The organism is Antiquaquibacter oligotrophicus (assembly GCF_020535405.1).
Lineage (GTDB): Bacteria > Actinomycetota > Actinomycetes > Actinomycetales > Microbacteriaceae > Rhodoglobus > Rhodoglobus oligotrophicus.
Window position 1 is genome coordinate 802,391 of record NZ_CP085036.1, and the last position, 14,926, is coordinate 817,316.

The window sequence follows — 14,926 nt, forward strand, 5'->3', positions numbered from 1 at the left end:
ATGAACTCTGCCATTCGCCGATGGGGTGTGACCGCACTCGCGGTTGCCGCACTGACTCTCACCGCGGGAGTTGCTGTTCCTGCCGTTGCCGACGACGATCCGAGCGATGGCGACGTCACCTTCGAAGGACGCGTGACCTACCGGGTCGCCGCAGACGGCCCACCCAGCGACACCGGCATCCCCGGACTCGATGTCACCGTGTACGTGGACGACGGCACCGACCAGCGGCCGCTCGGCACACTCGAAACCGACGACAATGGGCGCTTCGAGCTCGATGTGCCGGTCGGGGACGGTGAGGAGTACGCGTTCAGCGTGTACTCCTCCGACGACGACTACTTCTGGTCGCTCGACCCCCTAGCCATCGTCACCGACCTCGACGACGCGGACTGGACGAGCCCACCCGACGACGCACCCTACGTTCTGGGCATCTGGACGGGATCAGGTCCAACTCCGACCCCCACGCCAACGCCAACGCCAAGCCCCACACCGACCCCGAAGCCGACGCCCAAACCGACGCCGACGAGTTCGCCGACCCCCGTGCAAACCGTGAGTGTCAGCGGCACCGTCCTCATCGCGGGGAGCAAGAAGCCCATCGCCGGCGCCACGGTCACGGTGTCCGTGAACGGCAAAGGCTACGGACCCGTCAACACCGATACGACCGGCAAGTACACCCTCCCGTCGGTGCCGGTGGGGAAGGCCGTCATTCAGGCGATCGCTCCCGGGTATTCGGTCGACCAACGACCGGCGCAGCTGACGGCCGGCACCAATCTCTCCGCGCAGGATCTGTTCCTCGTCGCGAAGAAACCCGCCACGTCGAGCAATTCGATTGCCGGCACGGTGGTGCTCACCGGTGACGGCACCGACGGTGATCTGTTCGGTGGAGAACTTCGGCTCGAGAAGGACGGCGAAACACTGCAGACGACGACGGCGAAGGACGGCGCATTCGTCTTCGAGAATGTGAAGGTCGACGGCGACCTGACAATCGTCGTGGCGGAGGTGCCGGAGGGTTACGAGCAGGATGCCGCGGACGGGTTCGTCCGCAACTACGCGGGCACGAGTGTCGACCACATCACGATCAGGCTCGTCTCGACGGCCGATCCTCAGCCTGCGGCCTCCGTCGCCGGCCCTGACTTGACGTGGCTTATCGTGACCCTGGTGGTCATCGTCGTGGCGATCGCGGCCGTCATCATCGTGCTGGTCATTCGTAGAAGGCGCGCCGCGTGAGCCACGACAAGGCTTGACCCACGAAAGGTCAGTGGTCGTTGGGGCGCAGGGCGACCTGGCCGCCGGGGTGACCCGAGCGAACGAGCTCGAGGGCTTCGGAGGCCGCCTCGAGCGGGAACGTGCGGGCGATCACGATGTCGATCTTGCCCTCATCGGCGAGCGCGATGAGCTCGGGGCGCGCGGCCGTGCGGATGTCGCGACCAGGGTCTGCACCGGGGCCACCCCCGAGCATCTTCACCCCGAGCTCCGCACCCCGCGCGAAGCCAGCAATGGTCGCGATGCGTGAACGGTCCGACACGAGGTCGACCGAGACATCCAGCGCCTCGTCGGTTCCGACCGTGTCCAGGGCGACATCCACGCCATCGGGCAACTCCGCCCGCACTCGGTCGGCGAGCCCGTCACCGTAGACGACGGCGCGGGCCCCGGCATCCGTCAGCAGCGTCTGGTTCGCGGCACTCGCCGTGCCGACAACCGTCGCCCCGCGGAGGAGAGCGAGCTGGGCAGCCGTGTACCCGACACCACCGGATGCACCGTGGATGAGCACCCGGTCACCCTCTCCCACCCCGGTCGCCTCGAGCAGGTGCCACGCGGTGACCCCGGTGGCCAGGAGATTCGCGGCTTCGGGCCATGACAGACCTTCGGGCATCGGCAGCACCGATGACGCCTTGACGGTGATCTCATCCGCGTAGCCGCCCGACACCGGGTAGGCGATCACGGAATGACCGACCTCGATGGGCCCCATGGGCCCGACCGCATCCGGTCCGACAGCCTGGACGACCCCGGCGACCTCACTGCCGAACCTCATCGGCAATGACGGCGAACCGAACTGCCCGGCGAGCTTCTTGATGTCCGCGGGGTTGACCCCCGCCGCGTGCACGAGGATCGTGACCTCACCTGGCCCCGGTTCGGGCACGTGCAGCTCGACGAGTTCGAGCACCTCCGGTGTGCCGAAGGAGTTCGCGATGATGGCCCGGCCGTTGGTCATGTCGTCCTCTCAGAGAAGCTGCTTGCGATAGCAGAGGGTGTCGTCGATCACACCGTACTTGCCGTACGGCTCGATGCGCACGTAGCCGAGACTCTCGTACAGGCGAATGGCAGGCACTTGCAGGGGCCCGGTCTGGAGTACGAGGGATGCAACATCCCGAACCCGCGCGATGCCCTCCAGCTCGAGCATGATCCGGCGCGACAAGCCCTGGCCCCGGAACGGAACCGCGACAAACACCTTCTTCACCTCGAGCTCATCGCCGAACGGACGCAGGGAGGCCGTGCCCGCCGCAACGCCGTCCTCGAGCGCGAGGAGTGTGTCGGTGATCTCGGCGGGATCCACGGAGAGCGCGTCGTCGATGGCAGCGCGCTGCTCCGGGGTCCGGCCGTTGGTGAACACCGCGTACATGGCGCCGGTCTCGGCATCCATCGCCTGACGGAGCGCGACGGCCCGCGGGTCGAACCAGTCGACCCGTTCGATCGCCTCCGTGGCTAGGCCTTCGAGCCAGTGGACGCCGAGGCGTTCGACTCGTACGACGTGTTCGTCGACTCGAAGAAGTTCACGAGCTGGAGGGTGTCGTTGGCTGCCGCCATCCACTTCGCCGGGTTGGTGACGTTGTAGTGCGCCTCGAACCCGAGCTCCTCGAGGCGACGATCGGCGAGGTACTTGACGTACTGGTTGATGTACGTCGCGTTGAGGCCGAGGATGCCGTTCGGGAGCAGGTCGTGGTTGTACGCCTCCTCCATTTCGACGGCATCGAGAATCATCTGCTTGATCTCGAGCGCGAACTCCTCGGTCTGAAGGTCGGGGTTCTCCTCGAGCACCGTGAGGATGAGGTTGATGCCGAACTTGAGGTGCAGACTCTCGTCGCGCACCACCCAGTCCATGAGCGAACCGAAGTTGCGCAGCAGGTTGCGCTGGCGGAAGCTCAGCGCGACCATGAAGCCCGAGTAGAACCAAACACCTTCGAGGATCACGTTGTAGGCGACGAGGTTGCGGATGAAGTCCTTTTTGCCCTCGGTCGTCGTGATGTCGAGCGTCTGCTCCGTCATACGACGGATGTACTTGACCTCAAACTCCTCCTTGCGCGCCATCGAGGGAATGTCGACGTGGGCGTTGTAGGCCTCGTCACGATCGATGGGGAAGGTCTCGAGCACGTACTCGAAGCTCATGCAGTGGTTGGCTTCCTCCCACATCTGCTTCGCGAGGTAGAGGGTCGCCTCCGCGGCGTTGACGTACGGGTAGACACCAAACGCGAGGGCCTTGTTGACGAGGAGCTCGTTCGGGTTGAAGTAGCTCATGAGGAAGGTCACCGCGTGGCGCTCCTCATCCGTCATCTTCTTGAAGTCCGCGATGTCCTCACCGAGTTGAATCTCGTTGGGGAACCACGTGTTCGCGACGGCCTGGTCGTACAGGTCCATTGCCCACTGGTAGCGGATCGGCTTGAGCAGAAGGCCTTCCTGGAGGCCCGTTCCTAGAATTCCCATGTCTTCTTCCCGCCTACTGGCAGCTGTCGCATTGAAGGTCGTCCATCGGATCGACCGGAACGTCGTATTCGGCTACCCGATCCATCACGCACCTGCCTTCGGGGCGAGTCCGCCGAAGCCGCGGCGCGCAGGCGCAGCGGGGGCGGCGGAACCGGCGGATGCCTCGGCCGGGGCCGACTTCGAGGCGACGAGCTCCTCGGTCTTGTTGACCTTGACCGTGGACTGCTCCGCCGTGTGGCGGGGCTTCATGTGCAGGTAGTACGTCGTCTTCACGCCGCGCTCCCAGGCACCGAAGTAGATGTCCATCATGTCGCCGAGGTCACGCGTCTCGAGGTACATGTTGCGGCTGATCGCCTGGTCGATCCACTTCTGGGCGCGAGCGGCCACCTCGAGGAATGCGTACGGCGAGAGCTGGAAGCTCGTCTTGTACACAGCCTTGAGGTCATCCGGGATTGCCGCGATGTTCTGGATGTCGCCCTGGCTGCGCAGGATCGCCTCGCGCGTCGACTCCCAGATGCCACGCTTCTGCAGGTCGGCAACGAGGTTGCGGTTCACCTCGAGGAACTTGCCGTTCGAGGTCGCGCGGCTGAAGATCTGCGAGAACTGCGGGTCGAGGCCGGGTGTGGTGCCAGCGACGAGGCCGATGGATGCCGTCGGTGCGATGGCCATGAGTGTGGCGTTGCGCATGCCACCCTTGACCTTCTCGCGCAGCGCATCCCAGTCGAGACGCGTTGTGCGGTTGACCTTGATCTGCATGCCGCGGTCCTGCTCTGTGAGCGCGATCGAGTCGATCGGCACAAGACCCTGCGACCAGCGGCTGCCCTCGAAGTTGTTGTAGGCGCCACGCTCCTTGGCGAGTTCGGTGGATGCGTCGATCGCGGCGTACGAGACGTGCTCCATGATCTCGTCGATGAGGTCGTACGCCTCTTCGCTCTCGTAGGAGTGGCCGAGCTTTTCGATGATGTCGGTGAAGCCCATGACACCGAGGCCCACGGCACGGTTCTCCTGGTTGGAGAAGTCCGCCTCCTTCACGCTCGAGCGGGTGATGTCGATGAGGTTGTCGAGCTGGCGCACCGCGAGGCGTGCCGACTCCTCGATCTTGCCGAAGTCCACCCGAACAGCGCCCGTTGCCGGGTCGGTGATGAGGTGCTGCGAGAGGTTGATCGATGCGAGGTTGCAGACGGAAACGTTGTCCTCGTCCTGCGGAAGCGTGATCTCGGTGCAGAGGTTCGAGAGGTGGATCGTTCCCGTGTTGTTGTTGAGGGCACGGTTGTTGATCGTGTCCTTCCAGGTGAGCCACGGGTGGCTCGTGGTCTGGAGGGAGATGAGGATCGACTTGAACTGCTCACGAGCGGAGATCTTCTTGAACATCCGCATCTCGCCGGCCTCGGCCTTGGCGACGTACTCGGTGTAGCGAGCCGAGAACTCCTTGCCGTAGAGCTCGTTGAGGTCGCTCACCTCGAGCGGGTCGAAGAGGTACCAGTCGTCGTCGTTCTGCACACGCTTCATGAACTCGTCGGAGATCCAGACGGCCGTGTTGGCCGTGCGGGTGCGACGGTAGGGGTCACCCGAGTTGTTGCGCAGCTCGAGGAACTCGGGGAAGTCGAGGTGCCAGTTCTCCATGTAGAAGCACAGGGCACCGAACTTCTTGCCACCGCGGCTGACGGCGCGCAGGATCGAGTCGATCGTGTGCATGAAGGGGATCGGACCGGTCGACGTGGTGTTGTTCGAGCGGATGGGCGAGCCCTGCGCACGAAGCTTGGTCACCGAGAGGCCGATGCCGCCGGTGCCCTTGGTGAGCCACATGACATCGCGTGTGGTCTTTGCGATGTGCTCCATGTCGTCCTGCATCTCCATGACGAAGCAGTTCGCGAGCTGCGGGTAGATGGTGCCGGCGTTGACGAGGGTAGAACCTGCGGCGAGGTACTCGAGGCTCGACATCTTCTCGTAGAACTTGAGGGCCGCCTCGGTGGGGTTGGCCTCGTTGAGCGAGAGGCCCATGGCGATACGCATCCAGAAGTACTGGGGAACTTCGAGCGCGTCGCCGTTGCGACCCTTGATGCCGTAACGGTTGTTGAGGGTGACAACACCGATGTACTTGAGGAGCTCGTCGTGGGCTGGCTCCAGCTTGCTGGCGAGGAAGTCGAGGTCGAACATCTCGACGAGGCGGGGGTCGAGGAGACCCTCTTCGACCCCGCGGGTCACGTTGGGCTTGAAGTGGGCCCGGTGCAGCTCCTTGAGCTCCTCCGAGGTCGCGTAGTCGCCGAGCACACGCTTGTAGATGGTCTTGAGGAGGAGACGTGCTGCAACGGTGTCGAAAGCGGGGTCGTCCTTGACGTTCTGCAGCGCGACCTGGATGACGGCCTCGTCAAGCTGCTGCGTCGTGATGCCATCGAAGAGGGTGAGCTCGAGCTCGGACGCGATCTGGGTGACCCAGGTGATGTTCTCGTCGAGTCCGACGGTCGCCGCCTCGATCGCGAGATTGATCTTGTTCGCGTCGTACGGCTCCCGCTCGCCACTGCGCTTGACGACTGTAATTCCCACGAAAATCTCTCCTCTTGGGTCGCCAAAAACGACCCGATCTCTTCCCCTGATGATGCCTCGCGACCCGTCCCCGGCTGCGCGGTGCAATCACTATATAGCGGGGTACCGACACTGCGGTAACCCTAGATGTAGTGGGCGTGTCATCCACAGATGTGGATAAGTTCGCCCGTGTTCTACACAATTCCACAGGCGCGGCCGGCGAACTAAGGTTGGTCTGTGAAGAGCTACCTGGATCTCCTGCGAACGCAGGGGGTCGCGCGCATCATCGCGGCTCAGCTCACCGCCCGATTCCCGAGCGGGATGCTCTCACTGGCCTATCTCCTGCACGTCGAGCGAGTTCACGACTCGTACGGTGCGGCGGGCCTCGTCCTCGCCGCGACGAGCATCGGCCAGGCCATCGCCGGACCACTCACGAGTCGGTGGATGGGTGTGTGGGGCATGCGTCGTGTGCTCATCCTCACCCTCGTGATCTGCACGGGGGCGATCCTGTCGATCGCCATCATCCCCATGAGCGTGCCGATGTACATGGTGGTGGGGTTCATCGGCGGCCTGAGCACCCCGCCCGTGCAGCCCGCCGTACGCACGATCTACCCGAAGATGGTGAACTCGCGCCAACTCACACCGCTCTTCTCCCTGGATGCTTCGGCTCAGGAGATCATTTGGGTGGCTGGCCCTGTCATCACGACCCTCGTCGCGACCCAGGTGTCGACACAATCGGCGATCTTCCTCGCCGCAGCGTTCCTCGTGGTCGGCGGAATCTGGTTCATCACGGCCCCGGATGTCGGCCGCGTTCGTATCCCGCGAAGCAAACGCTCCTTCGGCACCGTTCTCACGCGCCGACCGGTGCTGCTCGCGACCATCACGGGCTTCCTCCTCGTCGGCGCGTGCGCGGCGGTCGAAGCTGGAGTAGTCGCCGTGTTCGGCCACGGCGGGCCCGAGGCCGGCATCGTGCTCGGGATATGGGCTATCGGTTCCCTCGCGGGAGGCCTCTCGCTCGGGCACGTGCCGATCGGGCCGTGGGCGCTCGCGCGCCGCATGTTCATCGTTTTCGTCGGCATGGCGCTCGCATCGATCTGGCTCGATTTCTGGTGGCTCGCCTTCGCTCTGTTGATCGCCGGCATCGGCATCGCCCCCGCCCTCGCGGTCATCTTCGCGATCGTGTCGTCGAGCGTGAAGTTCAGTGACACCGCAGAGGCCTACGGGTGGGTTGGAACGGGACAACTCATTGGCGCCGCCCTCGGTTCTGCCGTGGCGGGCTTCCTGATCGACGCCAATGGTGCGATCGGCGCCTTCTGGGCGGCGATCGCTTTCGCGTTTGCTGGCGCTCTCGTGCCTACGCTGTTGCGCCGTTGGCACCCCGATCTGCGCGGGCGCGACGCGAGCCCCATCCCCGACACGGCCCCGGTGCCAACCCAACCGAGCTAGCGGGAGCTAGCGAGCTCCAGCACCCCGGGCATCCTCATCCCAAATGCAGGAGATTCGGCTGCTGCGCCGCACTCCACGCGGTTGAGGGGCCCGGATCACACGGATCTCCTGTATTTGGGATCGGGCGCTGCGCTCAGCGCAGCGGGCGCAGCGCCTCGGCGAGGTCGCGCAGCTGGTTGAGCGACGTGTGCAGGAGCGAATCGTGCTTCTCCTCCGGGTGGAAAACGCCGTCCGTGATGTGCTGTGCGATGAAGTTGATCTCGACGTTGGCGCCCGTCTTGACCAGGCCGATCGTCGTGAGCACGGGCTCGAGAGCTGCAGCTCCACGCGTCCCGGCCGAGACTCCGCCGTAGCTCACGATCGAGACGGGCTTGTGGTGCCATTCGCGCGACAGGTAGTCGAGTGCGTTCTTGAGCACCGGCGAGTAGGAGTGGTTGTACTCGGGGCTCACGAGGATGAAGGCGTCAGCGGCATCCACTCGCTCGCTCCACGCGATGGTGTGCGGCTTGGTGTACTCGTGTTTGGCCGGATGATTCGGCTCATCCATGAACGGCATTGCGAGTTCCTTGAGGTCGACGAAGTCGACGTCAATGCTCGGGTGTGAGGCGGCGCGCTGGTGGACCCACTGGGCGACCGGCAACCCTGCCCGGCCGGGGCGAATACTGCCGACGATGATCATGAGCTTCATGTGTCAAGTCAACCATTTACCGGCTGGCATCATGCCCGGCGACGGAAGCGCCCGGCGATGGATGCCACAGCCGCCACGATCGCCTGAATATCGCCGCGCCGCAGTCCGTAGAAGGCGCTCAACCGGAACCCGAAGAGTTTGCGGATCCACAGGATCGCGGTGAAGCCGGAGAGCATCGCACCGGCGCACGCTGCGATCGCGGCGCCGGTCGCGCCGAGTATCGGTGCGAGCACGATGATGAGCAAAAGATTGGCCGTGAATCCCACGGCGAGCGCGAAGGCCCGCAGCCCCGGGCGCCCGCGCGCGCTCAGGCCGATCGAGGCGATCGACCCCGGATTTCCGAGCACCACCCCCCCGAGGAGGATGAGTGTCGGCACGAGCGCATCGGCGAAGTCCGCGCCGAAGAGAAACGGAATGCCCGGGATGCTCACCAACGCGATTACGACCGCGATGGCGGCGGTCACGATGGTGGAGGTGCGCGACGCGAGAGCGAGACGTTCGTCTTGCTGGGATTCCGATTCGCTCGAGAACATGACATCACGCATGGCGCTGTTGAAGACGAGCGGCAACTCGCTGATGCTCACGGCCACGACATAGAGTCCGAGCGCCACCGCCGAGGACAGCGGCAGGAGGATCGCTTGGTCGAACCGAGCGAGGAGGATGCCGATGAAGGAGCCGACCCACACCCTGCTGCCAAACGACAGCAGCCCCGCGTGGGCGACGAGTTCACGGCCCCCGCGCCGACGCGAGACGTGCCTCGGCAGCACAACGTAGACGACGGCACCAACAAAAGACGTCCCCGCGATCACGATCGTGGCCGTGAGTTCGGTGAGGGTACCGGTCACGGCGAGCGCAACAATCCCCCCTAGCCGGAAAACGGAGGAGATGAGACGCTCCGCGGTCACGAGCCCCCACAGGTGAAGGCCCGCCGCGACGCCGCGGAGACCACTCAGAAGGAGGCTCGGAAGGAGTGCCACCGCCGCGATCGCGATGAGTCGCGCGATGGCGTCGGAACCCGCGGCGAGCGCCGGAGCGAGCAGGATGATGGCCGCCGTTCCGAGAGCACCGCCGAGGGTGAGCCAGGCGAGACCCCGTGTCACGACCGCGCGGAGGCTGCCCGTGCTGCGCCCGACGTAGTGGGTCATCGCTTCGGGCATCCCGAACGTGGCGATCCCGAGGGCGAGCAGGAGTGGCGCGGTCGCGGCTCCCAGCTCGCCGCGACCCTCGACCCCGAGCACCTGGGCGAGGATCGGCGCCGTGACGAAGGCACTCAACGGTGGGAACACGTTGCCGACGAGCGACACGAGAACCCGTTCACTCGTGCGGTCAGCCACGTCGTCTCCCCCGCGTGAGCGCTCGGTAGGTCGGCGGGAAAAGTGCGCCCGTCAGGGCGATCCACAGAGCTTTGACGGCCGTGCGGCGGTCGTGAGCGAGGATGCTCGGGATGTCGCGGACACGAACGCGCACCTCGAGCCCCGCAACCTCATCCCGCCGCGGCTCACGACGCCGCGCCCACTGCGTGTGGCAGGGAACCACCGCGAAGCGATACCGGAAGGCGGTCAGGAGCGCACTCGGGGCGTCTGCGAGTTGAGCGAGCACGTCGCTGGCCGCGAGCGCGAGATCGTCGAGGTCGACGGCGCGGCCCGTCGTGATGGATCCGCCTCGCTGCACGTAGCTGTAAAGGCGCTCGGGAGTGTGCACAACCGTGCTGCTTGCGGAGAGGGCACCCGCGATGAACGCCATATCGGAGAGCGAGCGCTGCAGCGGGAACTCGCTCGCAAGATCACGCCGCACCAGTTTGGTCCAGAGATACCCGGTGATGTGTCCGAGGAGAAACTCCCGCACCGCGGCCTCACGGTCGTGCACGACCCGAGAACCCACGGGGTCCACGGCCCCGGTGCTCACGCCGTCGGGGGTCACAATCGACGCGGAGCACACGGCGACGCCAGCATCGGGGCGCTCACCGAGGGCCGCGACGAGCGCTCGCAGGATGCTCGGGTCCCATCGGTCGTCGGAGTCCGCGAACCACACGAACTCGCCCGTCGCGTCGGCGAGCGCGCGATTTCTGCTCGCGGCCACTCCCCGATTGGTGTCGTTGCGCAGCAGGCGTGCCCCCGCAAGGTCGCGGGTCGCATCGTCGAGGAGGTCGGCCGTGCCATCCGTCGATCCGTCGTCCACGAGAACGATGTCGAGGCGCGGGTAGTCGAGGGCGCGCAGCGCGGCCACGGCGTGCGGCACGAACTCGGCATCGTTGTGGAACGCGACGATCACACTGATGGTCGGCAACCGGTCGGTGGACGGGATGCTCATGCCATCACTCGGGCAGCCTGCGGAGTATTCGTGTCTCCTGCGCGTGGGCCCGCGTCACGATGAAGTACGTCAGGGCGAGAGCGAGCAGGCAGATGACCACCGCGAGGTAGCGCGATGTTCCGTAGTAGAACAACCGCACGATCTCGAGCACCCCGATGCCCACCGTGCAGTACGCGAGGATCGCCAGCAGCTTGCCGCGCGAGGCGAGGATCGCGACGATCCCGATGACGGCTGCGGAGATCACCCAGAAGACGAGTCCGCCGAGCGAACCCAGCGCGTTGCCGGGCACGAGCAGCCCGGAGACGTTGCTGAACTCGGGGTTGGACAGCGTCTGGAGGCTCGTGGCGAAACGACTCGCGTCTTCCCCGGCCGGCCCGAGCAAGGTCGCGTAGAGATCACCCTGTAGCAGGAAGGCGAACGAGAAATCGGAGTCCGCGATCTGGCCTTGAAGAGCCGCGTTGTTGATGGCCGTCGCGTAGTAGCCGAGGAGACGTTGCCATGCGAAGTCGACGATGCCGCCGTCGAATCGGCCCGCGTAGTAGTGAAGCCACGATCGTGTGTATTCGAAGACGCCGAAGAAGACGATGAGGCCCACCCACAACGAGGCGTAACTCAGGAGCACGGCCGAGGTGGAACGGAAGAAGAAGGGTGGTTTGTCCCGGAACACGAGCCACGCGATCGCAACACTCACAAAAACCTCGAGCAGCGCGAGCCTCTCGCTGAACAGCAGTGCTCGAGCAGCGGCAACCACGAGCAGTGCCACCACGAGGGGCACAGGACTGCGGCCCGTGAGTTTGCCCCGGAGCACCGCGAGTGGACCGACAACGATGGCAAGCTGCGTCCACGTCGTCACGCCACTGACCGGGTCGAGGTAGAACTCTTTCAACCGATACGGCGCGGAGGCTTCGCCCTCGACGAGGTCGATGATGATTCCGAGGTCCATTCCTCGGGCGATGCCGATCACGAGCCATGCCGTGTACGAGGCGAATGTGATCCACGCGAGCACGGTCGTCGCCACGACAACCCACTGCACCTGCGCCGGTGAGAAGCTTAGCTGACCGGATCTGCGAATGAGTGGTTGGAGCGAGACAAACACCCCGAGGATCACGGCCGAGTACAGCAAGGCCTGGAGCTTGATGTCGGCGGTCACAAAGAGGGGCTGCCCCCAGAGGTTGACGTAGTAGTCGTCGGGCACGGTGAGAGCCGCGACGAGAGCCGGCAACGGGAGAAGGAGCATGAGTCCGACCGGCGACCACGCCCAGTGGAGAAGGATCGGAACGGTGGTCGTCGATGGCGTGTCGGCCAGCGCCGGGGCATCCGCGATCTCGGGTGCGGTCGTTGTCATCGATCCACCGCCGTCGTGCGGCGTGCATCTCCCAGGAGCCGATTCATGACTCCCTCCGCCCGACCCAATCCCACAACGAGGCCATCACCGACGCTGAACCGTCCGGGTTGCCGAACCCCGAGGGTCAGCCCACCCAGCACGGCCGCCCACGCTCGCCGTGCCCCGAAATCCCATTCCCTGAGGATATGGCCATAGCCGCGCCCGTAGGCGCGCAGCTTGCGACGGCGCGCTGCACCGTCGAGGCCGTCGGTCTCCCGCACACCCCGTACTTCCAAGTCGGGATCGAAGTGGACGCGAGCGCCGGATGCACTCATCCGAAGGAGAAGGTCGGTGCCTTCTCCGCTCTGCCACGGCGAGTCGGCTCCAGAACCGAGGTGCTCGTCGAAGCCGCCCGCCGCGAGAACCGCATCGACACGCACGAGCATGGCCGCTTCCATCACACGCCAGACGTTTCCCTTGCTCACGGGCACCGTTTCGGCGGGAAAGTCCCGCCGAACTCCCGCGTCGTCTCGATAGTGACCGGCGACGATCTGTGCGTTCTCATCCGGGGTGAATCTCGCGAAAAAATCGGATGCCACGCGGGAGGTGTCGTTGGGAAAAAACACGTAATCCGCTCGCCCCGCGAGCGCCGCTACACCTGCGTTCCTCCCGCGCGAGAGTCCGCGCTGCGACGTCACGCGCTCGAGAGGAAGCACGGCGGCGAAGCGCCCGCACACCGCCTCCACCGAGAGCTCACCAGCTGCCGAGCCATCGGCGAACGTCGACTGGTCGCACACGATGACGATGGCGGGCGGACGAGTCTGCGCCGCGAGATCCTCGAGCAAGTGCTGAAGCGATGCGGCGCGCCCGAGCGTGGAGATGACGACGCCGATGCGGGATGCTGGTGCAGATCCGGAGTCGCCTGTGAGCGAATCATCCAATCGGGCGCTCCGACCTCAGCGAACCGGTGATCGTCTCGAGAAGCCTGCCGGCCGAACGGTCCCACGAGAAACGCTGGGACACAACTCGCAGCCCTGCCTCGTTCTCGCGCGACCTGCCGCGCAACGACGAACGCAGAGCAGCCGCGACGCTCGCGGTGTCGTGTGGGTCGACGTAGGTCGCGGCCTCCCCGCACAGCCACCGGAAAACCGGGATGTCCGAGAGGATCAGGGGCGAGCCGCACGCGGCAGCTTCGACGACCGGCAGGCCGAATCCTTCGGCGAGGCTCGCGAACACGGTGGCTCGAGCGTTGCGGTAGAGGTCGACAAGCTCGTCATCGGTCACGTAGCCGATGTGGACTGTGCCGTCCGGCCAGGAGATGTTCTCCCGCTCGAAAATCGAACTCTCGGTGCCTGCCACGACGAGGGGCGTGCGAGCACGTTCCTCAGCTGACAGGGTGCCGTAGGCACTCACCACACGCGAAAGGTTCTTTCGCGGATCGCGACTACCCACAACAAGAAAATAGGAGCCCGACGTGAGGTCGAGGCGCTCGAGAACGCCCGACGTGTCCGGGCCGTCCGCGGTGAAAATCTCGCTGGGAGCGTTTGGGATGACGATGACCTCGGGCGCGCGCTTCGCGAGCGCCCGCACCTGCTCGGCGACGGGTTCGCTGACGGCAACGATGGTCTTCGCCGAGCGCAAATGCGCTTTCAGAACGAAAGCCTGAACGGACGCGAATCGTGCCGAGAACCACTCCGGGTTGGTGAGCGGAAATAGATCGTGGATGGCGACGATGTGCCGGGGATGCACGACGGGCGCGCGCGTGGTGAGGCTCACGAGGGTCCCGCGCCACGTTCGCACCGGCAGAATGAGCTGCACCCACAACCAGCGCAGCGGGCTCCACCGGACCCACGACGGCACGAAGACGGGAACGACGACGGATCGCCCGCCGAGGCGACGCGAGATCTCGGTCGCAAACCGCTGCTGGCCCGTAATGCGCTGCCCGACGAAGGACATATTGAGGTAAACGCGATCGCTCACCACGAGGCCCCACCGTCGGCGGAGGAGCGGAACTCACCGTCGATCCATGCCCACGTCGCGTTCCCCAGTCGGGCGAGTGCGATGTCAGCGGGGGGATCCTCGGCGGGAATACATCCGACACGCACCGGGAACTCGGATCCGAGTGGCGACGGAACCGCCTGTACGGAGATGCCGTCGCATCCTTCACCGCCCCACACGGCGAGCACGTGGCCGCCGGGTGCGGGCGACGCGGCGAGAATGCCGGGCACCTCGAGGCTTGCCCACGCCCCTCCCCCGATCGACTCGGCAACGAGGTCGTCGCACACCACGGTTGTTGTCGCGTCTCGAGCCTGTGCCTGTTGGGCGACCGGGCACGGGCCGGGAACGGATGCCCCCTGAAGATGGACCACATCGGGTGCATCCCGATCGACGTAACGCAGAAGGCTCACCGCTTCGGGCCTAGGCTCCCAGAACTCGCCAGCGGTGAAGGACGCAAAACCGGCGACATCACAGGAGTCGCCGGCGCGCGCGACAACCCAGATCGTGTCGGCATCGACGACCTCGAGGGCAAGCACCTGTCTCGCGCGCATCTCGGTTGTCGTCAGAACCGCCCAGGTGGCACCGCCATCGACGCTGTACTCGAGCTGCGCGTCGGGTCCGTCGCAGGAGCCGAGGGTGGAGCGCCAGATCGTCCTGCCGTCGACAGTAGAGAGGTAACGACCGGAGGATGCCTCGGCCACAGGCTCCTCGGTCGACTCTGGCGCAGGCGTTGTGCCGTCGTCGAAGGACGGGATCGGGCTGGCGGCCCCGGGCTGCACCTGATTCATCCGGATCACCGCCATCCCGATGAGGATGACATCGATGAGCAAGAACAGGACAACGAGGATCACACCGATGGCGCGCGCTGCGGAACTGCGAGGCGCCTTCGGACGGCGGTTTGCGGGGGCCGCCGACCTCGGATGCGAAACCACGTATCTCCC

The 14,926-nt window shown here is 65.5% G+C and carries 13 protein-coding genes; 2 read left to right on the top strand and 11 right to left on the bottom strand.

Going from position 1 to position 14,926, the window contains the following annotated elements; translation table 11 throughout:
• The gene (locus tag LH407_RS03940) at positions 1 to 1,224 is read left to right on the top strand and encodes a carboxypeptidase regulatory-like domain-containing protein (RefSeq protein WP_322132596.1); all 1,224 of its coding nucleotides are present in this window, start codon (positions 1 to 3) and stop codon (positions 1,222 to 1,224) included.
• 28 nt (positions 1,225 to 1,252) lie between these two features.
• On the opposite strand, the gene LH407_RS03945 is transcribed toward LH407_RS03940, so the two are convergent.
• The 4 genes from LH407_RS03945 to LH407_RS03960 form a co-directional block, all read right to left on the bottom strand.
• Positions 1,253 to 2,209: a quinone oxidoreductase family protein gene (locus LH407_RS03945; RefSeq protein ID WP_322132595.1), complete on the bottom strand. Its 957-nt coding sequence runs from the start codon at positions 2,207 to 2,209 to the stop codon at positions 1,253 to 1,255.
• A 9-nt stretch (positions 2,210 to 2,218) separates the two neighbouring features.
• Positions 2,219 to 2,638 carry a GNAT family N-acetyltransferase gene (locus tag LH407_RS03950; RefSeq protein WP_322132594.1) on the bottom strand — a complete coding sequence of 140 codons (420 nt, stop codon included), beginning with the start codon at positions 2,636 to 2,638 and terminating at the stop codon, positions 2,219 to 2,221.
• A gap of 62 nt (positions 2,639 to 2,700) precedes the next feature.
• Positions 2,701 to 3,696 carry a ribonucleotide-diphosphate reductase subunit beta gene (locus tag LH407_RS03955; RefSeq protein WP_322132593.1) on the bottom strand — a complete coding sequence of 332 codons (996 nt, stop codon included), beginning with the start codon at positions 3,694 to 3,696 and terminating at the stop codon, positions 2,701 to 2,703.
• Between the two features lie 84 nt (positions 3,697 to 3,780).
• Positions 3,781 to 6,240, bottom strand: coding sequence for a ribonucleoside-diphosphate reductase subunit alpha (locus LH407_RS03960; protein ID WP_322132592.1), 2,460 nt, complete (start codon positions 6,238 to 6,240; stop codon positions 3,781 to 3,783).
• 216 nt (positions 6,241 to 6,456) lie between these two features.
• Between LH407_RS03960 and LH407_RS03965 the strand changes: the two genes are divergently transcribed.
• On the top strand, positions 6,457 to 7,665 hold the full coding sequence (locus LH407_RS03965; RefSeq protein ID WP_322132591.1) for an MFS transporter: 1,209 nt from the start codon (positions 6,457 to 6,459) through the stop codon (positions 7,663 to 7,665).
• A gap of 133 nt (positions 7,666 to 7,798) precedes the next feature.
• Here the strand turns inward: LH407_RS03965 and LH407_RS03970 are convergent, their stop codons facing one another.
• From LH407_RS03970 to LH407_RS04000, 7 genes are read right to left on the bottom strand one after another with little or no spacing between them, the layout of a single operon-like run.
• Complete coding sequence (locus LH407_RS03970) at positions 7,799 to 8,353, bottom strand: NADPH-dependent FMN reductase (protein WP_322132590.1); 555 nt, start codon at positions 8,351 to 8,353, stop codon at positions 7,799 to 7,801.
• Positions 8,354 to 8,382: 29 nt separating this feature from the next.
• Positions 8,383 to 9,687, bottom strand: a complete 1,305-nt coding sequence (locus LH407_RS03975) for an oligosaccharide flippase family protein (protein WP_322132589.1) — start codon at positions 9,685 to 9,687, stop codon at positions 8,383 to 8,385.
• Positions 9,680 to 10,663: a glycosyltransferase family 2 protein gene (locus LH407_RS03980; RefSeq protein WP_322132588.1), complete on the bottom strand. Its 984-nt coding sequence runs from the start codon at positions 10,661 to 10,663 to the stop codon at positions 9,680 to 9,682. Before LH407_RS03980 ends, LH407_RS03975 begins: the two co-directional genes overlap by 8 nt.
• A 4-nt stretch (positions 10,664 to 10,667) precedes the next feature.
• The gene (locus tag LH407_RS03985; protein ID WP_322132587.1) at positions 10,668 to 12,008 is read right to left on the bottom strand and encodes a hypothetical protein; all 1,341 of its coding nucleotides are present in this window, start codon (positions 12,006 to 12,008) and stop codon (positions 10,668 to 10,670) included.
• Positions 12,005 to 12,928: a glycosyltransferase family 2 protein gene (locus tag LH407_RS03990; RefSeq protein ID WP_322132586.1), complete on the bottom strand. Its 924-nt coding sequence runs from the start codon at positions 12,926 to 12,928 to the stop codon at positions 12,005 to 12,007. The genes LH407_RS03985 and LH407_RS03990 overlap by 4 nt, the downstream gene beginning before the upstream one ends.
• Entirely contained in the window at positions 12,921 to 13,967 is a 1,047-nt protein-coding gene (locus LH407_RS03995) for a glycosyltransferase family 4 protein (RefSeq protein WP_322132585.1), read from the bottom strand. The genes LH407_RS03990 and LH407_RS03995 overlap by 8 nt, the downstream gene beginning before the upstream one ends.
• Entirely contained in the window at positions 13,964 to 14,917 is a 954-nt protein-coding gene (locus tag LH407_RS04000; RefSeq protein ID WP_322132584.1) for a hypothetical protein, read from the bottom strand. The genes LH407_RS03995 and LH407_RS04000 overlap by 4 nt, the downstream gene beginning before the upstream one ends.
• Positions 14,918 to 14,926: the final 9 nt, after the last annotated feature.

Excerpts from the sequence above, each read along its gene's own strand:
- LH407_RS03950 (WP_322132594.1), bottom strand. The coding sequence starts at position 2,638 with ATGGATGCCGAGACCGGCGCCATGTACGCGGTGTTCACCAACGGCCGG.
- LH407_RS03985 (WP_322132587.1), bottom strand. The coding sequence starts at position 12,008 with ATGACAACGACCGCACCCGAGATCGCGGATGCCCCGGCGCTGGCCGAC.
- LH407_RS03945 (WP_322132595.1), bottom strand. The coding sequence starts at position 2,209 with ATGACCAACGGCCGGGCCATCATCGCGAACTCCTTCGGCACACCGGAG.
- LH407_RS03940 (WP_322132596.1), top strand. The coding sequence starts at position 1 with ATGAACTCTGCCATTCGCCGATGGGGTGTGACCGCACTCGCGGTTGCC.
- LH407_RS03955 (WP_322132593.1), bottom strand. The coding sequence starts at position 3,696 with ATGGGAATTCTAGGAACGGGCCTCCAGGAAGGCCTTCTGCTCAAGCCG.
- LH407_RS03980 (WP_322132588.1), bottom strand. The coding sequence starts at position 10,663 with ATGAGCATCCCGTCCACCGACCGGTTGCCGACCATCAGTGTGATCGTC.
- LH407_RS03970 (WP_322132590.1), bottom strand. The coding sequence starts at position 8,353 with ATGAAGCTCATGATCATCGTCGGCAGTATTCGCCCCGGCCGGGCAGGG.